Genomic DNA, 23,941 nt, shown 5'->3' on the forward strand with positions numbered 1-23,941 from the left:
CCCTCACCCCCGCTGCCAGATCCCCTTGCCGGGCAGCCGCTCACGGTCATGCGGACGGTCGAAGTCCAGCGCCGGCCCCTTCGGCACGATCAGCGTCGGGTTGATGGCGGGATTGGTGTAATAGCCGGCCTTGATGTGGTCGATCTTCACCGTGTCGCGGATGCCCGGCCACTGGTACAACTCGCGCAGGTAGGCCGACAGGTTCGGGTAATCCTCGATCCGCCGCAGGTTGCACTTGAAGGCACCAAAATAGGCGGCGTCGAAGCGCACCAGAGTCACGAACAGCCGCCAATCGGCCTCGGTCAGATGCTCCCCGGCCAGATAGCGGCTGGCCGACAGATGCTCCTCCAACCGGTCGAGCGTGGCGAACAGCCCGTCGAACGCCTCGTCGTAGCTGGCCTGCGACTTGGCGAAGCCGCAGCGGTAGACGCCGTTGTTGACGCTGGCATAGACCGCCTCGTTCCAGCGGTCGATCTCCGGCCGCAGCGGCTCCGGATAGAGGTCCAACCGGTTGCCGGTCAGATGATCGAAGGCGCTGTTCAGGATGCGGATGATGTCCGCCGACTCGTTGTTGACGATCCGCCCCTCCTGCCGATCCCACAGAACCGGGACCGAGACCTTGCCGGTGTAGGTCGGGTCGCTCGCCGTATAGAGGCTGTAATGGTGGCGGAAGCGGTCGATGCGCGGTCCGCCGTCCTGCTCCTCGGCATAGACCCAGCCATCCTCGCCCAGCACCGGCTCGGCGGCGGACAGGCCGATCACCCCCTCCAGCCCTTTCAACACGCGGAAGATCAGCGTGCGCGAGGCCCAGGGACACAGGTAGGAAACATAGAGGTGATAGCGCCCGGCCACCGCCGGCAGGGTGGGGCGCCCGTCAGCGTTCGGCGCGCCGTCCGGCGTGATCCAGCTGCGGAAGCGGGTCGGCTCGCGGTGGAAGGCGCCGCCCTTGATCTCGCTGGCCGCGATGTCGCCCTTCACCCAAACGCCGTTCACAAGCTGCGGCATCGCGGTCTCTCCTGTCGATGTGGCCCATATGCGAAGGGGCCGGCGAACCGGCCCCTTCATCCTACAACAAGCGATAATGGCCCTCTCCCGCCCCGGGAGAGGGAGGGGACCCACGAAGTGGGGAGGGTGAGGGGTAAGGCGAGAATCCCGAACCGCATGGTTCCTTGGAGCACCCCTCACCCTTCCCGCCGCTTCGCGGCGGGCCCTTTCCCTCTCCCGGGACGGGAGAGGGAGACATATGCAACAGCCGAAATCCGCTGACGATCAGCTCTTGACCGCTTCGACCTCGATCAGCAGCTGGATGTCGTCGCCGATGGCCGGGGCGCCGTACTTCATGCCGAACTCGGTGCGCTTGACCGTGCCGCGGGCGGAGAAGCCGGCGGTCTCCAGCTTGCTGGCCGGGCTGACGCCGTCCTTGTTGAAGGTGACGTCCAGCACCATCGGCTTGGTCACGCCCAGCATGGTCAGGTCGCCATGCAGCTTGCCGGTCTTGTCGCCGGTCTTCTCGATCTTCGTGCTCTTGAAGGTCATCTTCGGGAACTCCTTCGCATTGAAGAAGTCCGGGGAGCGCAGATGCTCGTCACGCTTGGCGTGGTTGGTATCGACGCTGGTGGTGTCGATGGTGACGTTGACCACGCTCTTCTCGACGGCGTCCTTGTCGAAGGTCACGTCGCCGCCAACCGTGTCGAAGCGGCCGATGACGTTGGAAAAGCCGACATGGTTGACGATGAAGACGACGGCCGTATGCGCCGGGTCGATCTTGTAGCTGACCGGGGCGGCGAAGGCGGGAACAACCGAACCGACGGCGGTCGCGGCGAACAGGGCGGCGGCGAACAGGGTCTTCTTCATGAACGGAACTCCGAAAAAACAGGATGAATGGAGGAAAGGGAGGATCAGTAAGGCGACGCCTCGCCGCCGGTCAGCGCATAGGCCGCACCGATGGCGACCAGCGCCGGAAGGACCGCGACCACCGTGACGGCCGCCGACGAAGCGGCGCGGCCGATCAGGCCGTCGCCGCGGGGAAGGAAACGGCGGATATGGCCAGCGAACAGGGCGGGCAGGGCCAGCAGCAGCACCGCGGCCTGGGTCTGGGTGTACAGGGCCAGCACCCCAGCCAGCAGCACGGCGATGCCGGTCGCCACGCGGCCCGACAGGCCCCAGCCATGGCGCTCCACCGGCCAGTTCCACAGCAGGAACCCACCGGCCGACGCCGCCAGCGCCAGCGCCATCTGGGCGATTGAGGCCGAGGAGCCGATCAGCGCCGTGCCGCCGACGGCCAGCGCCAGCGCCAGCAGCGAGGCCGCCGACGCCGTCGGGCTCTCCACCGTCTCAGAGCCATGGGGCTCCGAACCAGGGGGCTCCGAACCGCGGGCAAAAGCGACCCACGCCGCGGTGCCGAGCAGGACCAGCACACTGACGACCGCCGCCACGGAATCGAGCGCCGGCAGGGCGATCCACAGCAGCGAAGCGGCCAGCCAGACCGCCAGCACCACCGAAGCGATCCGCCTGCGCAGCCCCGCCGCATCGGCACCAACACCCAGCAGCAGCCCGGCGGCCGAGGCCCAGAACAGCTTGCCCATGCTGGACGGCGGCGGCAGGGCCGGCAAGCCGATCACCAGCGCGAAGACGACCAGGAAACCGGCGGCGATGCCGGCAGCCGCCAGAGAACGGCGCAGCAGATGCAGGACGCCGACCAGGACCAGCCCGACCAGCAGGGGCAGCACGCTGGATTGAACGAAGGGGTCTTGAAGCAGCTCGGACATGGGGGAACAGCCGGGTCTCGATAGGGTGGCGCAGGTTGCGCTTGGTCGAGACCCTAACCTGTGCTCTGGTAAGCGCGAATTCAGGAGATTTGCAAAAAGCATCTGCAGGAATGAGCGGGAATAAATGCTGAGTAGCAGCAACTGGGATGATCTTCGCTTTCTGCTGGCTGTGGCGCGGCATGGGTCCTTGTCGGCGGCGGCGCGTGTCCTGGGGGTGAACCACAGCACGGTTCTGCGCCGGGTGACGGCATTGGAGCAGGCGATGGGCGCCCGGCTGTTCGACAAGATGCCCGGCGGCTATGTCCTGACCGCGGCCGGCGACGAGATGCACCGGGTGGCGCAGAAGATGGAGGAGGATCTCGCCGCCGCCAACCGGTTGCTGTCCGGCCGCGACACCCGGATCAGCGGCAGCCTGCGCGTGACCACCGTCGACATCCTGACTCTCTACATCCTGCCGCGCCACATCGCCGCCTTCCGCCGGCTGCATCCGGAGCTGCGCGTCGATCTGGTGGCGGCGGAGGCCTCGCTCAGCCTGACCCGGCGCGAAGCCGACGTGGCGATCCGCGCCACCAGCAGCCCGCCGGAGAATCTGGTCGGCCGTGCGGTGTCGGGCCTCGCCTTCGCCGTCTATGGCGCCGCCGCTTATCTAGACGGGACGGACCACGCCGACGATCCGGGCCGCCACCCCTGGGTCGGGCTGGACGAGTCCTTCGACCACACCAACCTCGCCCACTGGATGAAACGGACGGTACCCGAGGCCTCCGTCGGCTACCGCGTCAACTCGGTGGCGGGCGCGGTGGAGGCGGTGCGGGCGGGAATCGGCCTTGGCCTGCTGCCCTGCGGCGTGGTCGACCGCGACCCCGCTTTCCGCCGCATCGGCGACCCGGTGCCGGAGGCCGACGCCAAGCTCTGGCTGCTGACGCACGAGGATCTGCGCCACATGGGCCGCGTCCGCGCCTTCCTCGACTTCATGGCCGACGCATTGACCCGCGACCGCGACCTGTTGGAGGGGCGGTGTCCCTGCCCAATCTCCCTCTCACTCCCGATATCCCCCTCTCCCCCCCGGGGAGAGGGTCGGGGTGAGGGGGATGCACAGGGTGGAGTCATCAGGGACCGTAGAATGCGCGATGCTTGAGAATCCTCGCCACGCGCCCCCCTCACCCTAACCCTCTCCCCGGGGGGGAGAGGGGACTCCGCCGGCGCCGCGAGCTGCGTGCATCCCAAGGCCCGCCCGACCAGCCCGATGCGACCCCCGCCGCCGGGTCGACCACTGGTACTGCGGATCGCCGACGATCAAATGCCGGTGGTCCGACAGCCGGTTGCGCTCCAGCCAGCCGACCGTCGCCTCCAGCTCCGACAGCGTCATTTCCGAGCGTGCCTTCTTCATCAGCCGCTTCAGCACGGCGTTGTAGATGTGGTAGCCGGTCGGCCCCTCGGCGACGAGGTTGTTGTCCTCGTCCTCGATCACCTGCGCGGCGACCAGCTGGCCGATGCGCTGGCGCAGGTGATGTTCCGCCGCGCTCGGCGTCAGCGGCAGTTCCCCCGGATCGCGCGATTGCGCACCGAAATCCGGCCCCGGCGCCACCACGGCGAAGCTCAGCGCCGTGGCGTTGGACTCCAGCGGGATGATCTCCGGCTCCCGCTCCGCCGAGCGCTCGAAGGGTAGTTCCTGCTGCGGACGGCGGGTCTTCACCATGGCGCGGGTGCCCTGCTGGGTCTCCACCATGGTGCGGAACTGCTCGAACAGCGCGTCCGACGGGTGGTAGATCAGCGCCCGCTGCCGGTCATAAGGTCCGCCATGCGGGTCCACCCGCGTCGCCCGCGCGATCGCCTGCTCCAGCCAGGGGCGGGAGCGGATGTGCGTCAAACAGGCGACATGGGTGATCGACGGCGCGTCCAGCCCCTCATAGGCCATGGCGACCGAGACCAGCACCGCCGGCTCCGGCCGCAGGCGGAAGGCGGCCACCACCTCCTGCGCGTCGCGGCAGTCGGAAATGGCGAGCCGCGCCATGCGCCCGGCCTGCTCCTTCGGCATCCAGCCCTGCAGGGTTTCCAGATAGAAGCGCGCCGTCCCCTGGTCCGGGGCGATCACCAGCAGCTTGCCCAGCCCCGGATCGTCGCGCCCCTTCGGCAGCTTCAGCTCCGCCCGCCGTTTGGCCCGATGTTCCCGGCAGGAGCGGTAGGCTTCGCGCAGCATCGCCTGGGCGAAGCCAGTGCGAAGTGCGGTGAACAGGGCGTCGCGCGTGTTCTCCCCCGCCTTGGACAAGGAATCGACCCAGCGGTTGGTCCGCTCCGCATCCAGCCAGGAGGCCGAGCCGTCCATCGCCCCAAAGGTGACCGGCAGGATCGCCTTCTCCGCCAGCGCCTGCCGGCGCGAATAGCCGACCACCGCCCAGCCCGGCGCCTTGAAGTCGATCTCCCGCACCTTCCGCGTCCCCTGCGGCGCGCGGTAGGGCAGCCACAGGATCGGCCGCCCGTCGGCGCGCTCCAGCGTCCCGCTCATCAGCAGCCGGGCCGACGCGTTTTCCAGCAGCGGCAGGATGGAGCGGCTCCACGCCGTTTCCTCCTCGACCGCCGCCATGCGGTCGGTGTCGAACACCGCCGGCAGATGGTGCAGCTCGTCCACCGCCAGCAGGTAGCGGTGGCGGCGGAACTCCTGCAGATGCAGGTCCGGCGCGGCGGCCACCGCCTGATAGGTCGTGACGTAGCCCTCCAACCCGCGGCAGAGGTCGCGCCCGTTCTCCGCCGCCCGCAAGGCGATGGTGTGTCCCAACAGCTCGCGCCAGCGCGGATCGACGAAGGCCTCCTCCGCCTGCTGGCGCAGGCTGTCGCGCGGCACGATCCAACAGACCCGATCGATCCGCCCGGCCTTGTGCAGCGCCGCCGCCATGATGACCGGCAGCAGCGATTTCCCCCCGCCGGGCGTCACCGCCGCCAGAACGTCGCGAACCTCCGTCTGCTGCTGGCCGATGGCGTTGGCGATGGCGCTGACCAGTTGCTGATGGGTTCTCAGCTGCGGCATTCCACCCTGCTGGCTGTGGCACGAGGGAGGAGCAAGCCTAAATTCCCGCGTGTCCCCCGGTCATGGGTGCAATCGAAGGTGTCGAACCCCATCGGGAGTAGCGCAGTCTCCGGTCGGGGGCAGCGATTCGCGCCGCCTAAGCCCTATGACGACGACCACCTACAGCATACTGACGTACGCACCTTAACGCTCTGCATGGTAACAGGCCCAATACCCGCGTGGATCGGCCAAAAGGTAGGGTGGCAGCGGCACCTCTGTTTTTGAGTTGCGTACCTCAAAACACCGGCATATGTTCGCGGCATGAACAATCAAGTCAACGACGCACCCCTGACCCTGCGTGACGTGGCTGCTGCGGCCGGCGTCAGCCTTGCCACGGCCGACCGGGTGGTCAACGGCCGCCCCGGCGTCAGCGCCAAGACCGCGACCAAGGTGCAGGAGGCGGTGCAGCGTCTGGGCTTCCGCCCGCTGGCCGCCGCGGCGGAGTTGGCGCGGGCGCGGTCCTGGCGCTTCGCCGTGGTCCTGCCCGGCGGCGGCAACCGCTTCATGATGGACATCGCCGACAACATCCGCGCCCAGGCCGACTGGTTCCGCGCCCGCCGCATCGGGGTGGAGATCGTCGAGACCGACGTGTTCGACGCCGACACCCTCGCGGCCGAGCTGTCCACCCTGCCGGGCCGCTTCGACGGGGTGGCGCTGGTCGCGCTGGACCATCCGCGCATCCGTGCCGCCATCGACGATCTGGTCGAGGGCGGCATGGCGGTGGTGACGCTGGTGTCGGATGCGCCGTCGTCACGGCGCCAGCATTATGTCGGCATCGACAACATCGCCGCCGGCCGCACCGCCGGGTCGCTGGTCGGCCGTTTCCTCGGCCCGCCGCGCGATGGCGAGCCCGGCGGCTCCGTCGGCATCGTCACCGGTTCGGGCAGCCTGCGCGACCATGCCGAACGCCGCTTCGGCTTCGGGCAGGTGCTGGCGGAGGAATATCCCCACCTCACCCGCCTGATCCCGGTGGAGGGGCGCGACGATCCCGAGCGCAACCGCGATCTGGTCCGCCGCATGCTGGCCGACACGCCCGGTCTGGTGGCGATCTACAACACCGGCGAAGGCTCGGTCGGCATCGGCGAGGCGCTGGCCGAGGCCGGCCTTGCCCGCAAGATCCTCTGCGTCGGGCACGAGCTGACCCCCGCCACCCGCCGCATGCTGTTGGACGGCACCTTCGCCGCCCTGGTCGCCCAGGATCCGGGGCACGAGGCGCGCTCGATGGCGCGGGTGCTCCACGCCCTGGTTACGGGCCAGGAGATCGTCGCGGCGCAGGAGCACATCCGGGTCCAGGTCATCCTGCGCGACAACCTGCCCTGAAGGGCACCTATAGATAAGGTCGACAGTCATGTTTCTCGGGATCGACATCGGCACGTCCAGCGTCAAGGCGGTGCTGACCGACGCCGACGGGGCCGTCGCCGGCAGCGCGTCCCGCCCCTGCACCGTCTCCCGCCCGCATCCCCTGTGGTCGGAGCAGGAGCCGGAGGACTGGGTCGCCGCCGCCATCGCCGCGGTGGACGAGCTGGCCGAGCGCCAGCCGGCGGATCTCGCCGCCGTCGCCGGCATCGGCTTCTCCGGCCAGATGCACGGCGCCGTCCTGCTCGGCGCCGACAACCGGGTGCTGCGCCCGGCCATCCTGTGGAACGACGGCCGCTCCCACCGCCAGTGCGCGACTCTGGAGGAAACCCTCCCGACGCTCCGCGCCATCAGCGGCAACATCGCCATGCCCGGCTTCACCGCCCCCAAGCTGCTGTGGGTGGCGGAGGAAGAGCCGGACATCTTCGCCGCCCTCGCCAAGGTCCTGCTGCCCAAGGCTTATGTGCGCTGGCGCTTCACCGGCGCGATGGTGGAGGAGATGTCCGACGCCTCCGGCACGCTGTGGCTCGACGTGGCCCGCCGCGACTGGTCGGACGATCTGCTCGCCGCCACCCGCATGACCCGCGCCCACATGCCGGATCTGGCCGAAGGCTCCGACGCCGTCGCCCGGCTGTCGCCCGACCTCGCCCGCCGCTGGGGCATGCCGACGCCGCCGGTGGTGGCGGGCGGGGCAGGGGACTGCGCCGCCAGCGCCGTCGGCCTCGGCGCCATCACGCCCGGCGACGGCTTCCTCAGCCTCGGCACATCCGGCGTGGTGTGGCGGACGACCGACCGCTTCCTGCCCAACCCGGCGATGGCGGTTCATGCCTTCTGCCACGCGCTGCCCGGCGTCTGGCACCAGATGGGCGTCATGCTCTCATCGGCCGCCTCGCTCGCCTGGGCCGCCTCCACCCTCGGCGCGCCGGAGGCGGAGCTGCTGGCTCCGCTCGGCGATGCGGTGGACGGCCCTTCGCCGGTCGCCTTCCTGCCTTATCTGTCGGGCGAGCGCACCCCCCACAACGACGCCACCGTGCGCGGCCTGTTCGCCGGCCTGTCGGCGGAGACCGACCGCAACGCCATGGTCCAAGCGGTTCTCGAAGGCGTCGCCTTCGCCTCCCGCGACAATCTCGTGGCACTCGGGGCCGGCGCCCCGACGGTCTTCGACCTCGCCGGCGGCGGCTCCCGCTCGCGGCTGTGGGCGCGCATCTGCGCCGACGCGATCGGCGTCACCATCCACCGCATCGAGGACGGCGAGGTCGGAGCGGCTCTCGGCGCCGCCCATCTCGGCCGCATGGCGGCGACCGGAGAGGCCCCCGCCGCCGTCTGCCGCAAGCCCCGCCGTCTTGAGACCTTCACCCCCGATCCGGCCCGCGCCGAAGCGTACAGCCAGGCGTGGCTGCGCTGGCGCCGGCTCTACCCCCTTGCCAAGGAGTTCGCGTCTTGAGCACCGCCTCTTTCTTCGGCGACCTGTCCCCGGTGGCCTATCGCGGACCGGACAGCCGCGACCCGCTGTCCTACCGCTGGTACGACAAGGACCGCGTGGTGCTGGGCAAGCGGATGGAGGACCATCTGCGGCTGGCCGCCTGCTACTGGCACAGCTTCTGCTGGCCGGGCGGCGACCCGTTCGGCGGCGAGACCTTCCAGCGCCCGTGGATGCGCCCCGGCCAGGACCCGATGGCGGCGGCGCGCGACAAGGCCGACGTCGCCTTCGAGATGTTCCGCCTGCTCGACATCCCCTTCTTCTGCTTCCACGACCTCGACGCCGCCCCCGAAGGCGCCACGCTGGCCGAGAGCACCGACAACCTGAAGGCCATCACCGAGCTGTTCGCGGCAAAGATGGAGACCGCCAAGGTCCGGCTGCTGTGGGGCACCGCCAACCTGTTCTCGCACCGCCGCTACATGGCCGGCGCCGCGACCAACCCGGACCCGGACGTCTTCCTCTACGCCTGCGGGCAGGTGCGCGCGGCGCTGGAGGCCACTCACGCGCTGGGCGGCGCCAACTACGTCATGTGGGGCGGCCGCGAGGGCTATGAGACGCTGCTGAACACCAACCTGAAGCGCGAGCTGGACCAGATGGGCCGCTTCCTGGCGATGGTGGTGGAGCACAAGCACAGGATCGGCTTCGACGGCCCGATCCTGATCGAACCGAAGCCGCGCGAGCCGACCAAGCACCAGTACGACTTCGACGTCGCCACCGTCTACGGCTTCCTGGAGCGCTACGACCTGCTGGCCGACGTGCGGGTGAACATCGAACAGAACCACGCCATCCTCGCCGGCCACAGCTTCCAGCACGAGGTGGCCTTGGCGCTGGCGCTCGGCATCTTCGGCTCGCTCGACATGAACCGCGGCGACGCGCTGCTGGGCTGGGACACCGACCAGTTCGCCAACGACATCGGCGAGCTGACGGTGGTGATGCACGACATCCTGAAGGGCGGCGGCTTCACCACCGGCGGCCTGAATTTCGACGCCAAGATCCGCCGCCAGTCGCTCGACCCGGCGGACCTGCTGCACGGCCACATCGGCGGCATCGACACCTGCGCCCGCGCCCTGCTGCAAGCCGCGCAAATGCTGGAGGACGGCGCCCTGACCAAGCCGCTGGCCGAGCGCTACGCCGGCTGGGACGGCGCCGAGGGGCAGGCGATCCTGTCCGGCAAGCGCGACCTCGCCACGCTCGCCGACCGGGCGCTGTCCGGCAACCTCAACCCCCAGCCGCGCTCCGGCCGGCAGGAGTATCTGGAGAACATCGTCAACCGGTACGTCTGACCCCCCGCGACAGTATCCCCTCTCCCCCCCGGGGAGAGGGTTAGGGTGAGGGGGTCGCGCTGCGAGGATTTTCAAGCATCGCGCAGTCCCCGTTCTCCACCAAATTCACCCAATGCATCCCCCTCACCCCGACCCTCTCCCCGGGGGGGAGAGGGGGAGTTGGCAGACTTCTCGTCCATCAACAAGGCCGCCGCCCCAGGACGGCCACACAGGGAGGAAACACGATGAAGCACCGCCTCACCGCCACCATGGCCGGCCTGTTCCTGACGCTGGCCACCACCATGACCGCCACCGCCGCGCTCGCCGCCGGCACCACCGTCGGCGTCTCCTGGTCCAACTTCCAGGAAGAGCGCTGGAAGACCGACGAGGCCGCGATCAAGGCCGTCATCGAGAAGGCCGGCGGCACCTACCTGTCGGCCGACGCCCAATCCTCGCCGGCCAAGCAGCTCTCCGACATCGAATCGCTGATCTCGCGCGGCGCCAACGCGCTGATCATCCTGGCGCAGGACAGCGACGCCATCCGCCCGGCGGTGGAGAAGGCCGCCGCCGAAGGCATCCCGGTCGTCGGCTATGACCGCCTGATCGAGATCCCGTCCGCCTTCTACATCACCTTCGACAACAAGGAGGTCGGCCGCCTCCAGGCCCGCAGCGTCTTCGCGCTGAAGCCCAAGGGTAACTACGCCTTCATCAAGGGCAGCTCCACCGATCCCAACGCCGACTTCCTGTTCGCCGGCCAGATGGAGGTGCTGAAATCCGCCATCGACCGCGGCGACGTGAAGAATGTCGGCGAGGCCTATACCGACAAATGGCTGCCCGCCATCGCCCAGCAGAACATGGAGCAGATCCTGACCAAGACCGGCAACAAGGTCGATGCCGTGGTCGCTTCCAACGACGGCACGGCGGGTGGCGCCGTCGCCGCGCTGGCGGCGCAGGGCTTGGCCGGGACCGTGCCGGTGTCGGGCCAGGACGGCGACAAGGCGGCGCTGAACCGCATCGCGCTCGGCACCCAGACGGTCTCGGTGTGGAAGGACGCCCGCGAACTCGGCCGCCGCGCCGCCGAAATCGCCATGGAACTGGCCGGCGGCAAGAAGATGACCGACATCGCCGGTGCCACCAGCTTCGACGGCGGTCCGAAGAAGCAGAAGATGACCTCGCTGTTCCTCACCCCGATCGCCATCACCAAGGACAACCTCGGCCAGGTGATCGACGCCGGCTGGGTGACCAAGGACGTGGTCTGCCAGGGCGTGAAGCCCGGCAGCGTCAAGGCCTGCAACTGATGGCGGAGCCGTCCTCCCTGTCCCCGGCGTCGTCCTCCTCGGAGGCGCCGGCCGGACGGCGGGCCGGCATCGGCGACGCCCTGCGCGCGCTGGAGCTGGACACCCGCATGGTCGGGATGATCGGGGCGCTCGCCGTCGTCTGGATCGGCTTCGACATCCTGACCGGCGGCGCCTTCCTGACCCCGCGCAACCTGTGGAACCTGTCGGTGCAGACCGCGTCCGTCGCCGTGATGGCGACGGGCATGGTGCTGGTCATCGTCACCCGCAACATCGACCTGTCGGTGGGCTCGATCCTGGGCTTCACCGGCATGGTGGTCGGCGTGCTCCAGGCCCGCGTCCTGCCGGAGATCTGGGGCTTCGACAATCCGCTGACCTGGGTGGTGGCGGTGCTGGCGGCGATCGCCGTCGGCGGGGCGGTGGGGGCGCTGCAGGGTGCCGTCATCGCCTATCTCGGCGTGTCGTCCTTCATCGTCACGCTGGGCGGGCTGCTGGTCTGGCGCGGCGCCGCATGGTGGGTGACGACCGGCCAGACGGTGGCGCCGATGGACGGGCTGTTCAAGCGGCTGGGCGGCGGCTTCGACGGCGCCATCGGTGCCGGTCCCAGTTGGGCGGTCGGCATCGCCGCCATCCTGCTGTCGGTCGCCGCCATCGTGATGACGCGGCGTCGCCGGGCCGGCTTCGGTTTCCCCGTCCGGCCGCTGTGGGCGGAGGGGGTGGTGATCCTGCTGGTCGCCGCCGCGATCACCGGCGCCGTGCTGGTGGTCAACGCCTATCCCCTGCCGATGCCGGTGGTGCGCCGGATGATGGAGGCGCAGGGTCTCGCCACCGACGGCACCCTGCCGGTCGTCGCCCACGGCTTCGCCATCCCGGTGCTGATCGCGCTGGCGGTCGGCGTGGCGGTGACCTTCCTGTCGCGGCGCACCCGCTTCGGCCGCTATGTCTTCGCACTCGGCGGCAATCCGGAGGCGGCGGAGCTGTCGGGCATCAACACCAAACGGGTTCTGGTGATGGTGTTCGGCCTGATGGGGGCGCTGTGCGGCCTGTCCGCCTGCATCGCCACCGCCCGGCTGAACGCCGCCACCAACGCCAACGGCACGCTGGACGAGCTGTATGTCATCGCCGCGGCGATCATCGGCGGCACCTCGATGGCCGGCGGCGTCGGCACCATCCTGGGGGCGATGCTCGGCGCCATGGTGATGCAGTCGCTGCAGTCCGGCATGGTGCTGCTGGGGGTGGACGCGCCGATGCAGAACATCGTCGTCGGCGTCGTGCTGGTCGCCGCGGTCTATATCGACACGCTCTATCGCAGGGGGATGAAATGATCGGCCTTGCCATGGCGGAACCCCAGGCCGCGACACGCCCGCTGGTGGAGATGCGCGATGTCTCCATCGCCTTCGGCGGCATCAAGGCGGTGGACGGCGTCAGCATCGACCTCTATCCCGGCGAGGTGGTCGGGCTGCTCGGCCACAACGGCGCCGGCAAATCGACGCTCATCAAGATCCTGTCCGGCGCCTATGCCGCCGACCATGGCGAGATCCGGGTGAACGGCGAGCCGGTCCAGATCTCCAGCCCGCGCGACGCCAAGCGCTGCGGCATCGAGACGATCTACCAGACGCTGGCGCTGGCCGACAATGTCGACGCCGCCGCCAACATCTTCCTCGGCCGCGAGAAGCTGACCCCCTGGGGCACGCTGGACGACCACGCGATGGAGGCGGAGGCGCGCAAGGTGATGGGCCGCCTGAACCCGCACTTCCGCCGCTTCAAGGAACCGGTCAAGGCGCTGTCCGGCGGCCAGCGCCAGTCGGTCGCCATCGCCCGCGCCATCCATTTCGACGCCCGCGTCCTCATCATGGACGAGCCGACCGCGGCATTGGGTCCCGCCGAAACCCAGCAGGTGGGCGAGCTGGTGAAGCAGCTGAAGCAGGAGGGCATCGGCATCTTCCTGATCTCCCACGACATCCACGACGTGTTCGATCTGGCCGACCGCATCCATGTGATGAAGAACGGCAAGCTGGTCGGCACTGCCCGCGTGTCGGATGTGACCAAGGACGAGGTGCTGGGGATGATCATCCTCGGCAAATGCCCGCCGGGCGCGGTGCCCGGACCGGGGGCGGCGGCCTGACCCCCGGGCGCCGGCGCGGCTCCCCCCTATTGCGGCGACCGCGCCTGCCACAGCAGGAACTGCTCGAACAGCTTTTCCGCCTGCTGGGGCGGCACCCCGCGCTGTTCGACGAAGCTGCGGAACTCCTCCTTCCTCGCGGCGGCGGTCTGCGGCTCCTTCGCTGCCGACGCCTGACGCAGCCATTGCTCGGCCGGCTCGAAGCGGGTCCAGCCGGGCACGTCCGCTGCCAGATTGACCTCCTTCCATTTCGGATGGCGCGGCGGCTTCAGGAACTCGTCGAACTTGCTGAAGAAGGCGTCGACGAAGCGGGCGACCTTGCGGTGGCGGTCCACGTCGCGGTCCCAGCCATAGACCGCCATCACCGCGCCGACCGCCACCGTGTCCACCTCTTCGCCGGGCTTGACCAGCCCCTCATAGTCGGTGCTGGTCAGCCGCGACGGCAGATAGGTGTCGAGCAGGGCGGCGCTCATCGGGATCGACAGGAAATGCAGCCCGTCATTCCCTTTCAGGTCGCGGAACAGCCGGGTCGGCTTGCCGGCGACATAGGCCATCGCCGCGATCTCGCCCCGGCGCAGCTTTTCCAGGGCCAGGGCTTGGTCGTCCGCCTGCGGTTCCACCTTGATGCCCAGCATGTCGAAGACCAGCGAAGCCGTCATGCTGGTCCCGCTTCCCTGCACGTCGACATTGACCTTGCGGCCTGCCAGATCCTCGATCCGCGTCACCCCAGGGCCGGCGAGGATGTGCATTTCCTCGTTATAGAGCTTGGCGATGTATTTGATCCGCCGGTCGAGATTGGGCAGAAGCCTTTCGCGCTTGGCATAGGCGAGAACGTCCGACTGCACGATGCCGACGTCGATCCCCTTCAGCAGCACGATGTCCTTCAGGTTCTGGACCGACCCCTTGCCCAGCATCGGCAGGACGCGCAGCGTGTCGCCGTCGTCCAGCACCGATGCCAGATCGGCGGCGATGCGCACATAGGTCCCCTCGACGCCGCCAGACACGATGCCGACGGTACCGCTGTTGGCGTTGACGCCGCGCGCATCGGCGGCCAATGCCGTGCCGGCGCCCGCCATCGCGCTTCCGGCGATGCATGCTCCCAACGCAAGCATGCGGCCCAAAAGAAGAATACGGCCAAAAAGAAGACTATGGGCGACCGATGCCTTCATGATGCTCCCCCCTCGATGGCTCCGCCTGCGCCCGGCTATCTGGACTTGCCGGCGAGCCAGTCGGTCAGTTTCTTCAATTGCTGTTCGGCGTCGCCGCTGCCGGCGGCGACCGCCCGCCGGTACCAGGAGGCCGCCTGCTCCGGATCGGGCGGAAGCCCGCGGACATGCAGCCGCTCATGGACCAGCGGATCGTGGGTGCGGCCGAGCGCGAAGGCGGCCTTCGCATTGCCGGTCGCGGCCAGCATCTCGTAATAGAGCCGCGCCCCCGCCAGATCGCCCTGGGCGAACAGGTCGTCGCCCCGCTTCATCAACGCCGCTTCGGGAATGCCGGACGGCAGCTTGGGCGGGCGCTGCACCGCCACCTCGCGCTGCTGCGGCGAGGGGGAGGGCGGGGCGGTCACCACCGGCGCGGCCGGAAGGGCGGCGGTGGTGACCGGCGGTTCCGGCACCGGCGGCGCGGCGACAGCCTCCTGAACAGCGGCCTGCACGGTCACTTCGGGGACGGCGTCAATCTCCCGATCCGGCGATTCGACGGGTGCCGGATCAGGGGTGGCCTTGCTCGCCACGGCTTCGCTTGGCGGCGGTTCCTGCGGCGACGGTGACGCGGCGCTTCCCGATCCCACCGGCCCCGTATCCGGACCGGTCGCCGCCATGGCCTGCTCCATGGTCGGGGACGAGCCCCCATGCGCCGGCGGCGTGTCCGGCACCGACGATTCGGCGGCGGCGACCGCTTGGGAGACCGGGATCGCCAGGGTCACCGCCTGTTTGGCGACCACGCCGCCGCCATGGTCGGTCACCGCCGTGATGCGCAGTGTCACCGGATCGGAGCTTTCCGGCGGCAGGGTCAAGGTCAGGTCGGGCAGCCCTTCCAACTGCACCTTCCACGCGCCGTCCGCGCCCCTCTCGCCATTCGAAAGACGGGCCTTCGCCGGCAGATTGTCGATCAGCACATAGGTGATCGCTTCATGCTGCGGGTTCGGCTGGCCATAGGGGGCGGTGACGGCGATGGACAGCAGGATCGGCTGCCCCGTCCCGCTGGCGGAGGCCTGGGCGGCAACGAACGGCATCAGCCGCCAGTCGGTCTCCGCTCCGTCGCCCTTGGTCCCGGCTCCTTTGGCCTCTTCCCGTTTCGGGATCACCATCGTGCGCGTGGCGATGGCATCCGCCGGCGGGGCGGTGGCTGGCTGGGCAATGGCCGGCGGCTTTTCGCGCACGACGAGCCAGGAATCCAGCGTGCTGTCCGCGCCGCCCTCCTCCCGGCCATCCTCCCCCTGCGCCATTCCGGCAAGCAGCACGCCCGACCGCCAGGAAACGCCGTCCAGTTGCACCGGCAGCGCCAGGACCGTCAGCACGGCCAGACAGGGGCGTAAGGAGCCCGGACTCCGCGGTCTGGCGTCACCATGCTGAAAACCGCGCCGCAAATCGGCACGATGCAGGAAAGGGCGCAGAAAACCGGACCGCATCTCGCGCATGGCGGCATCCTCCCAGACAAAATCCCTCAAGACCAGCCTTGCAGCCGGACCGAATTTCGGGACTTTTGAAAGATATGCGGCGATGTTTTACGCCGTCAGTTGTTTCGAATTCTTTATTATCTTACCGACCGCTTTAAGGTCGTTTTATTTTAAGATGTAGCGGGGGAAAAACAACCATCCCGTAGAGGGCATTTCCCGCTTTACGGCAAAGGGTGGATTACTTCCTTAGATCCAAATCCGGAACCGATCGGGCGGCACCCATGCCGGCCGGGCCGGGCGATTGCCGGAACGGGGTGCCGACATCGCGCAGATCCGCCTCAGCGGTCCTGACGCGAACCGGCGGGACGGCTTCAATCCGGAATGCTTTGACAGATCACCCTTCGCCCTGGGCGCCCAGCAGGCTGCCGCGGCGGCGGCGGATCTCGACGCTCTGGCCGGGGGTGATCGGCAGGAACTCCCGCGGGCGCTCGTCGCTGCCGGCCAGGGCGCGGTAGGTGGCGGCGTTCGCCTCCTGCACGTCGTTGCCGCGGCGCACCTGATCCAGGAACTTCTTGCTCGGCATCATGATGTATTCGATGTCGTTGATGCGCCGGCCATCCTTCGACACCGTCTTCTCGACATGGTCGAGGATTCCCTCCTCCACCAGCGAATCCACGGCCAATGTCACGGTGCGCAGCGTGTCGCGCCGCCGGCTCCACTCGTTCATGCCGCTGTTGTTGATGATGTCGTCGGCCGACAGGATCATCGGCGGCACGCCGTCGGGCATCCGCGTCAGGTCGAGGTCGCCATACTCGATGGACAGCCGGTTGTAGAGCCAGCGCGCCACCGGGCTCTTCAGCCGCATGATCCACTGGTAGGAGATCGGCTTGAATTCCAGGTTGCGGATGGCCGAGGCGACCAGCGCGTTGAACTCCAGATAGGTGTCGTTCTCGTCGTCCTCGCCGCCCTCGCCGGTGCGCGGACGGATGTAGAGGGTGGGGAAGACCGAGGATTCCAGGACGGGCCGCGCCGACTTGCGGCCGTTCTCCGGCACCTTGCTGATGATCATGCGGGTACGGGCCAGGATCTCCAGCGCCTCGCGGATCTCCGCCGTGTCCATGGTGCGGTTGACCGCCCGCAGTTCCCGCCGGATCTCGTACAGCGAGAAATGCACGCGCACCCGGTCCTGCTTGTCGCCCATCAGCGACAGGCGCGAGCGGTCCATGGCGAGGCGGCGGACCACCTGCTCGACGATCTGCTCGCGCTCCGACGGGAACACCTCGTATTCGACCATGCGCTTGTCGGCCGGATCGTCGCCGGGGCCGGGCTTGGCCGGGCGGTAGATGCGGGCGGGCTGCAGGGTCAGCGAGAACAGGGCGTCCTTGAAGGGGAACTCCTTGTGCACCGACTGGACGAACGCATTGGCGGCCGGCAGCTCCGGCTCGGTCCCGCGGCCCTTCGACACGAACACGAATCGCGGCGCCGTGTCGTAAAGCGCGATCATATGGGACTGACTGCGGTCCTCCATCTCGAACAGAGTCAGCTGGACCGCGTTCGCCTTGCTCATGGCTCATCCCTCCTCGCCAACCGCCACGATAGGGGCTGGCGTCGGACGGACGCAACCGGCGGGTCCGAATCACCGCCAAGCCCTGTGTCCCGTTTGGCCGCGCTTGTGTAGGAATTGCCCGCGTCTGTGTCCCGAATGCCCGCACTTTGCCCGGATCGCCGCCACCCGGTAGCCCCGGATCCACACCCATTCCCCGGAATCGGCAGCAGAACGGCAAAGCGCGGGCATATGGGACACAGACTCGGGCGGCCCCATTCCTCCGCCGCCACGCCGAAACGCGGGCAAATGGGACAGCCCGAACCGCAGCGGACTCCAAAATGCGAGCATTCGGGACACAAGCCTGACCGCAAAAGCTGTGGCCACCGGCGCAAACGCGGGCAAATGGGACCGAATCCCTTCGCCGTCCCGCGAGCCCACGCGATTATCCGCTCGCCCAACCGCGAGCAAGCAGGACAACGCGCCCCCACAAAACGCGGGCAAACGGGATCGAATCCGATTCGCAGGCCTGCCGCGGCCAAATGGGACCGCTTCGCGACCAAGGGCGACACAGGCGCGGGCTGTTGGGACACAGCTGCGAGCGAAGGGGACACACCGGACTCGGTCCCATTTGCCCGCGATTCGACGTCCACGCCGACCGGCGGAATCCTCCCGGCAAGTTCACCGGCCGTCCAGCTGGACCATTCCATCCGGACGCCAGCCGGTTCCAATGCTTTGCGGAGTTTCCCATGTCGCACCCGACACCACACCCGACGGACGGCCACCCCCTCGACCATCGCAGATGGGGCCGGATTCCGGCATGGTGGCTCGACCACCCCGGCCTCGACGCCGATGGGTTCGCCGTTCTGGCGGCGCTGGCCACCTTCGCCGACGAGGACGGCCTGTGCTGGCCGTCGCAATCGACCCTCGCCGCCAAGCTGAAGCGGTCGCGCCCCACGATCAACCGCATCCTCCAGGGATTGAGCGACCTCGGGCTGGTCGGCATCGAGCATCGCCGCGGCCGTGACGGCGCCCGTCTGTCCTGCCTCTACCGCTTGCGCTTCACCCCGGCGGATGCGGAATTGCCGGACGCCGCCCGCCCTGTTCCGGCCGCCGACAGGCCTGTCCGTATGAACGATAGGGATGACTCGGCCACAAACAGCCCCTGTCCGCCGGCGAGTCAGGAACAGGTCCATTCCAAACAGATTCCGGACTCGCACGCTTCGGGCGAGCACACGGACACGCAAGCACGGCCCCAGCCGGTTCCGGAGGACTGGATGCCGACCGCCGCCGACCTCGCCTGGGCCAAGGCCCGCCATGCCGACATCGACCTGGGCCGCCATGTCGAGGGCTTCATCCTGCGCTGCCGCGCCCACGGCTACCGCTACCGCGACATCTCCTCGGCCTGGAGGGCGTGGCTGTCGCAGGACGCCGCCGTCGGCAAGGCGCCGGTGTCCCGCGACCGCTCGCCGATAACAGCGCCGGGCCGTCCCTCCGCCACCGCCGCCGAACAGCGTCTCACCGCCTGGAGCGCCGCCGCCGCCGAACTGCGCCAGCGCTCCACCCCCTCCTGGTCATGAAGGGAAAGCCGATGACCGCAAGACCCGCAAGCGCCCGCGCTGGAAACTCCCCCTCTGGCAGCGCCACCATCACCGCCCTGCCACGCGCACACAGCCCCGCCGCGCCGGCCGCCGCCTTCGACCCGGCTCTGCCCGCTCCGCAGCGCCGGATCCGGCTGACCGCCGCGCTGCCGCCGCCGCTTCAGGAGCTTCTGGCCCGGGGCCGCACCGACCGCCGACCGCGCTTCGGCGAGGACGGCTTCGACGGCATGATCGAGCAGTGGTCTCCCCCCGCCGGCGTCACCGCCGCCCAGGCGGCGCTCGCCCGCCAGACGCTGGAGGAACTGTCCGCCACCGTGCTGGCCCCGGCCGACAGCGACCATCTGCTCGGCCGCGTGCTGACCCTGCTCAGCCATTTCCCGGCCAAGGGCCTGTCTCCGGAGGTGGAGCGGATGATGGCGCTCGACTGGGCCGACGATCTCGGCGAATACCCGGCCTGGGTGATCGACGCCGCCGCCCGCAACTGGCGCCGCAGCCGCAAATGGCGGCCTTCCATCGCCGAGATGCGCGCCCTGTGCGAGGAGATCTGCGCCCCGGAACGCGCCCTGGCCGACCGGCTGCAAGTGCTCGCCGACGCCGCCCCGCGCGAGGCGGCCACCCCGGATCCGAGGGTATTGGCGACGGGAGCGCTGCGCCGCATGGGGTGATGCCGCCTGCGCCCGGCCTCGCGGTGGAAGCCGCAGTGGAAGCCCGGTATCTGCGGTCCATATTAAGCGGCCCGTCCGCTTCCTGATGCCGTCCGATGTCCGACAGCTCCTCCCTGCCGCCCCCGTCCGCCGCCCGTTTCGGCTGGTGCTGCCAGTTTGTCCCGCCCGATGGCGACGCCGCCCTTGCCAAGCGCATGAATCCCGGCACCGTCACCATCGCGACGCTGAGCAAGCTGAGCCCCGCCCGCGCTGAGGAAAAGCTGACGGAGGTGCTGCGCCGCAATCTCCACGCCCTGCACCTGCAGCTGGACGAGGTCGCCCGCCATCCGGCCTACCGCCGCCTGCTGCGCGTCAACAGCGGCCTGCTGCCGGCCTACACCCATGAGGTCGGGCGACCGCTCTACCAGCAGCCCGGCGTCCAGGCGCTGGTGCGGAGCGGGCTGGAGCATGCCGGCCGCAAGGCGATGGAGGCGGACATCCGCATCGGGCTGCATCCGGACCAGTATTGCGTGCTGAACAGCGCCAACCCCGCCACCCTCGCCAATTCGGTGGCGGAGCTGGAATACCATGCCGACATCCTGCGGATGATGGGTCTGGCCGGCGGCTGGCACCCGCGGGGCTCCCACGTCAACATCCATGGCGGCGGGCGCGGGGAGGGGACCGCCGGCTTCCGCCGCGGCCTTGCCCTGCTGTCGGAGGATGCCCGCAACCTGCTGACCGTCGAGAACGACGAGATGTCCTTCGGCCTGGACGATCTGCTGCCGCTGGCCGACGCGGTTCCCATCGTGCTCGACCTCCACCATCATTGGGTCCGCAGCCAGGGCGAGTATCTGCGCCCCGACGATCCGCGAATCGCCACCGTGATCGGCTCCTGGCGCGGGGTGCGGCCGGTCGCCCATATCAGCGTGTCGCGCGAGGATCTGCTGCCGGACTGGCCGGCCGACAGCCTGCCGGACTATGCCGCGCTGGCGGCGCGCGGGCTGACGACCAAGGATCTGCGCGCCCATTCCCAGCGCATGTGGAACCACGCCGTCAACCGGCTGGTGGCCGACCACCTCACCTGGGCCGATTTCGAGGTGGAGGCCAAGGCGAAGAACCTCGCCGTCGACGACCTGGAGCAGGACGCCCTGCGCAGCGGCGCCGTGGTCGCCGCCACAGGCGGGCTCCCCTGATCGCCAGCCCCCTGATTGGCGGTCTTGACCAACGGTTGCACTCAACTACTCTGTGACTGAAGAGGGATGAGAGGTCGAGGGTGAGACGTGGCCAGCAACAATAACGGGCTCGATAACCGGCCCGGTGACCGGGAAGACAACCGGGGTGCCCTGTCGCAGTTGCAGGCGATGCTGGACACCGTGCCCGACGGGGTCGTCATCATCGACGCCCGCGGCCGGATCACGTCCTTCAACCCGGCCTGCGAACGCCTGTTCGGCTGGACCACGGCGGAGGTGGTCGGCCGCAACGTCAACATGCTGATGCCCTCCCCCTATCGGGAGGAGCATGACGGCTATCTGGAACGCTACCACCGCACCGGAGAGCGGCGGATCATCGGCATCGGCCGCGAGGTGACCGGCCAGCGCAAGGACGGCTCCTGCTTCCCCATGGACCTGTCGATCGGCGAGGCGGCGCAGGACGGCGTCCCCGTCTATATCGGCATCATCCGCGACCTGACCGCCGCCAAACAGGCGCAGACGGCGCTGCGCGAGCGCGAGGCGCGGCTGACCTCCATCCTCCAGACGGTGCCGGAGGCCATCATCGTCATCGACGAGAAGGGACTGATCGAATCCTTCAGCCCGGCGGCCGAACGGCTGTTCGGCTGGACGGCGGCGGAGGTGATCGGCCGCAACATCAACATGCTGATGCCCTCGCCCTACCGCGAGCAGCATGACGGCTACCTGGAGCGCTACGAGCGGACGGGGGAGCGGCGGATCATCGGCATCGGCCGCATCGTCTCCGGCCAGCGCCGCGACGGATCGGTTTTCCCGATGGAGCTGGCGGTGGGGGAGGTGCTGCTTGCCGGACGGCGCTGCTTCACCGGCTTCGTCCGCGACCTGACCGAACGGCAGGCCACCGAACGGCGGTTGCAGGAACTGCAGTCGGAGCTTCTGCATGTCAGCCGGGTCAGCGCCATGGGCCAGATGGCCTCGACGCTGGCCCATGAGCTGAACCAGCCGCTGACCGCCGTCATCAACTATGCCAAGGCCGCCAAGCGGCTGATGGAGCGTCCGGAAACGGTGACCAAGGCGATGGACATGGTCGACAAGGCCAGCGCCCAGGCCACCCGCGCCGGCCAGATCATCCGCCATTTGCGCAGCTTCATCGAAAAGGGCCAGACCCACCGCTCCGTCGAATCCCTCAACAAGGTGGTGGAGGAGGCGAGCGCGCTGGCATTGGTCGGCGCCAAGGAGCGGGGCCTGCATGTGCGCTTCGACTTCGACGCCGCCGACCCGCAGGTGCTGATCGACAAGGTGCAGGTCCAGCAGGTGATCCTCAACCTCGTCCGCAACGCCATCGAATCCATGGGCGGAGCACAGATCGACCAGCGCGTGCTGACCGTCCGCACCGGCCCCGATCCGGACGATGCCGCCTTCCGCCGCGTCGCCGTCCTCGACACCGGTCCCGGCGTGCCGGAAACGGTGCGCGCCCAGCTGTTCCAGCCCTTCGTCACCACCAAGAGCAGCGGCATGGGGCTGGGCCTGTCGATCTGCCGGTCGATCATCGAGGCGCATGGCGGACGCCTGTGGCTGGAGCCGCCGGCCGAACCGCCGGCGACCGGCGCCAGCTTCGCGTTCACCGTTCCCCTATCAACGTCGGATGCCGACGATGCCAGCTGATGCCGTGTCCGACATGTCCGCCGACCTCACCGTCTTCATCGTCGACGACGACGACGCCATCCGCGATTCCCTCCAGATCCTTCTGGAATGCGCCGGCTTCCAGGCGGAAAGCTTCTCCACCCCGCTGGCTTTCCTGGAGTCCGACGCCCCGTCGCGGCCGGGCTGCCTGCTGGTCGACGTCCGCATGCCGCAGATGAGCGGCCTCGACGTTCAGGAACGGCTGGCCCGCGACGGCCGCGCCATCCCGGTGGTGGTGATGACCGGCCATGGCGACGTGCCGCTCGCCGTGCGCGCCATGAAGGCCGGGGCGGTCGATTTCGTCGAAAAGCCCTTCGAGGAGGAGTCGCTGCTCGCCGCCGTCCGCTCCGCCCTGGCCCGTGCGGCGGAAAGCAGGGTGCCGGCCGCAGCCCCGCCTGCCGCAGCCCCGGAACAGCCGGCGCCGCCCCCCGCCGCCTCCGCATCGCCGGAGGTGCTGGCCCGCCTGTCCGCCCTGACGCCGCGGGAACATGACGTTCTGCGCTGGCTGGTGGCCGGCAAGTCGAACAAGGTCATCGCCTTCGAGCTGTCGATCAGCCCGCGCACCGTGGAAATCCACCGCGCGCGGGTGATGGAGAAGATGCAGGCCGACAGCCTGCCCACCCTGGTGCGCATGGCGATCTCCGCCGGCGTGGTTCCCGGCGGCCTGTGATCTCCGTCAAGCCTGATCTGCATCAAAAGCGCGCCGCATACGCAATGGTCCGTATATCGGCACCCCCTGCCACATTTTATCTTCCATGACGCGCCGCATCGTCGGCGCTGTTGTATCTGCATGGAAGTTCGGAGGCCGTCATGGATCATTTGGACAACGGGCCGGGCAGGGGCCCCGGGGCCGGGATCGTCCACATCGTCGACGACGATGAGCCGGTCCGCGACTCCCTGAAGGCCCTGCTGGAAGCCTTCTCCTTCGATGTGCGGGACTTCTCCTCCTGCCGGGAATTCCTCGACCACTATGACGGAAACCCGCAGGGCTGCGTCGTTCTCGACCTGCACATGCCGGTGATGAGCGGGCTGGAGTTCCTGGAGCGCCATCGCGGCGACCTGCACGGAATGCCGGTCATCATGGTGTCCGGCCGCGGCGATCCCGCGACCTTCGCCCGCGCCAAGGAGGCCGGCGTCGTCGCCGTGCTGGAGAAGCCGTTCGACGAGGACCAGCTGATCGACATGCTGAACGGCCTGATGCCGTCGGCCGCCGCCGCCTGAGAGAATCTCCCTCTCCCCCCCGGGGAGAGGGTCGGGGTGAGGGGGATGCACCGCGTGGCTATCCCAAGAATCCTCGCCTCGCACCCCCCTCACCCTAA

20 protein-coding genes are annotated in these 23,941 nt (G+C 69.0%); 13 read left to right on the plus strand and 7 right to left on the minus strand.

Going from position 1 to position 23,941, the window contains the following annotated elements; all coding sequences use genetic code 11:
- Positions 1-3: 3 nt before the first annotated feature.
- The 3 genes from ACCD06_RS29475 to ACCD06_RS29485 all read right to left on the minus strand — a co-directional run bounded on the left by ACCD06_RS29475 (position 4) and on the right by ACCD06_RS29485 (position 2,768).
- Positions 4-1,005: a glutathione S-transferase family protein gene (locus tag ACCD06_RS29475; RefSeq protein ID WP_413345526.1), complete on the minus strand. Its 1,002-nt coding sequence runs from the start codon at positions 1,003-1,005 to the stop codon at positions 4-6.
- A 264-nt stretch (positions 1,006-1,269) separates the two neighbouring features.
- Complete coding sequence (locus tag ACCD06_RS29480; protein WP_413345528.1) at positions 1,270-1,854, minus strand: YceI family protein; 585 nt, start codon at positions 1,852-1,854, stop codon at positions 1,270-1,272.
- A gap of 44 nt (positions 1,855-1,898) precedes the next feature.
- Positions 1,899-2,768 carry a hypothetical protein gene (locus ACCD06_RS29485; RefSeq protein WP_413345530.1) on the minus strand — a complete coding sequence of 290 codons (870 nt, stop codon included), beginning with the start codon at positions 2,766-2,768 and terminating at the stop codon, positions 1,899-1,901.
- Between the two features lie 124 nt (positions 2,769-2,892).
- Here ACCD06_RS29485 and ACCD06_RS29490 point away from each other — a divergent pair, with 124 nt between their 5' ends.
- A complete protein-coding gene (locus ACCD06_RS29490) occupies positions 2,893-3,903 on the plus strand; it encodes a LysR family transcriptional regulator (RefSeq protein WP_413345532.1) in 1,011 nt (336 codons plus the stop codon).
- Between the two features lie 27 nt (positions 3,904-3,930).
- Here the strand turns inward: ACCD06_RS29490 and ACCD06_RS29495 are convergent, their stop codons facing one another.
- Positions 3,931-5,790, minus strand: a complete 1,860-nt coding sequence (locus ACCD06_RS29495) for a DEAD/DEAH box helicase (RefSeq protein WP_413345534.1) — start codon at positions 5,788-5,790, stop codon at positions 3,931-3,933.
- Positions 5,791-6,090: 300 nt separating this feature from the next.
- Here ACCD06_RS29495 and ACCD06_RS29500 point away from each other — a divergent pair, with 300 nt between their 5' ends.
- The 6 genes from ACCD06_RS29500 (at position 6,091) to ACCD06_RS29525 (ending at position 13,347) form a co-directional block, all read left to right on the plus strand.
- Positions 6,091-7,149, plus strand: coding sequence for a LacI family DNA-binding transcriptional regulator (locus ACCD06_RS29500; protein WP_413345536.1), 1,059 nt, complete (start codon positions 6,091-6,093; stop codon positions 7,147-7,149).
- A 28-nt stretch (positions 7,150-7,177) separates the two neighbouring features.
- Positions 7,178-8,629, plus strand: coding sequence for a xylulokinase (xylB, locus tag ACCD06_RS29505; RefSeq protein WP_413345538.1), 1,452 nt, complete (start codon positions 7,178-7,180; stop codon positions 8,627-8,629).
- Entirely contained in the window at positions 8,626-9,948 is a 1,323-nt protein-coding gene (xylA, locus tag ACCD06_RS29510) for a xylose isomerase (RefSeq protein WP_413345540.1), read from the plus strand. The genes xylB and xylA overlap by 4 nt, the downstream gene beginning before the upstream one ends.
- A 224-nt stretch (positions 9,949-10,172) precedes the next feature.
- On the plus strand, positions 10,173-11,225 hold the full coding sequence (gene xylF, locus ACCD06_RS29515) for a D-xylose ABC transporter substrate-binding protein (protein ID WP_413345542.1): 1,053 nt from the start codon (positions 10,173-10,175) through the stop codon (positions 11,223-11,225).
- The gene (locus ACCD06_RS29520) at positions 11,225-12,547 is read left to right on the plus strand and encodes a sugar ABC transporter permease (RefSeq protein WP_109075092.1); all 1,323 of its coding nucleotides are present in this window, start codon (positions 11,225-11,227) and stop codon (positions 12,545-12,547) included. Before xylF ends, ACCD06_RS29520 begins: the two co-directional genes overlap by 1 nt.
- Entirely contained in the window at positions 12,544-13,347 is an 804-nt protein-coding gene (locus ACCD06_RS29525) for an ATP-binding cassette domain-containing protein (protein ID WP_413345545.1), read from the plus strand. The genes ACCD06_RS29520 and ACCD06_RS29525 overlap by 4 nt, the downstream gene beginning before the upstream one ends.
- Positions 13,348-13,373: 26 nt before the next feature.
- On the opposite strand, the gene ACCD06_RS29530 is transcribed toward ACCD06_RS29525, so the two are convergent.
- The 3 genes from ACCD06_RS29530 to ACCD06_RS29540 all read right to left on the minus strand — a co-directional run bounded on the left by ACCD06_RS29530 (position 13,374) and on the right by ACCD06_RS29540 (position 17,531).
- Positions 13,374-14,513 carry a TAXI family TRAP transporter solute-binding subunit gene (locus tag ACCD06_RS29530; protein ID WP_413345547.1) on the minus strand — a complete coding sequence of 380 codons (1,140 nt, stop codon included), beginning with the start codon at positions 14,511-14,513 and terminating at the stop codon, positions 13,374-13,376.
- A 35-nt stretch (positions 14,514-14,548) separates the two neighbouring features.
- Positions 14,549-15,865, minus strand: coding sequence for a hypothetical protein (locus tag ACCD06_RS29535; protein WP_413345549.1), 1,317 nt, complete (start codon positions 15,863-15,865; stop codon positions 14,549-14,551).
- Between the two features lie 493 nt (positions 15,866-16,358).
- Positions 16,359-17,531: a plasmid replication protein gene (locus ACCD06_RS29540; protein WP_109075096.1), complete on the minus strand. Its 1,173-nt coding sequence runs from the start codon at positions 17,529-17,531 to the stop codon at positions 16,359-16,361.
- A gap of 725 nt (positions 17,532-18,256) precedes the next feature.
- Here ACCD06_RS29540 and ACCD06_RS29545 point away from each other — a divergent pair.
- From ACCD06_RS29545 to ACCD06_RS29570, 6 genes are all read left to right on the plus strand, one after another.
- Entirely contained in the window at positions 18,257-19,087 is an 831-nt protein-coding gene (locus ACCD06_RS29545; protein WP_413345551.1) for a helix-turn-helix domain-containing protein, read from the plus strand.
- 11 nt (positions 19,088-19,098) lie between these two features.
- Positions 19,099-19,773, plus strand: a complete 675-nt coding sequence (locus ACCD06_RS29550) for a hypothetical protein (RefSeq protein WP_413345553.1) — start codon at positions 19,099-19,101, stop codon at positions 19,771-19,773.
- Positions 19,774-19,868: 95 nt separating this feature from the next.
- Positions 19,869-20,945 carry a UV damage endonuclease UvsE gene (locus tag ACCD06_RS29555; protein ID WP_413345555.1) on the plus strand — a complete coding sequence of 359 codons (1,077 nt, stop codon included), beginning with the start codon at positions 19,869-19,871 and terminating at the stop codon, positions 20,943-20,945.
- An 87-nt stretch (positions 20,946-21,032) separates the two neighbouring features.
- Positions 21,033-22,604, plus strand: a complete 1,572-nt coding sequence (locus ACCD06_RS29560) for a PAS domain S-box protein (protein ID WP_413345557.1) — start codon at positions 21,033-21,035, stop codon at positions 22,602-22,604.
- The gene (locus ACCD06_RS29565; protein ID WP_413345559.1) at positions 22,594-23,292 is read left to right on the plus strand and encodes a response regulator transcription factor; all 699 of its coding nucleotides are present in this window, start codon (positions 22,594-22,596) and stop codon (positions 23,290-23,292) included. The genes ACCD06_RS29560 and ACCD06_RS29565 overlap by 11 nt, the downstream gene beginning before the upstream one ends.
- A gap of 140 nt (positions 23,293-23,432) precedes the next feature.
- Positions 23,433-23,843, plus strand: a complete 411-nt coding sequence (locus ACCD06_RS29570; RefSeq protein WP_109075101.1) for a response regulator transcription factor — start codon at positions 23,433-23,435, stop codon at positions 23,841-23,843.
- Positions 23,844-23,941 lie beyond the last annotated feature (98 nt).

Source organism: Azospirillum sp. CT11-132, from assembly GCF_047302835.1.
Lineage (GTDB): Bacteria > Pseudomonadota > Alphaproteobacteria > Azospirillales > Azospirillaceae > Azospirillum.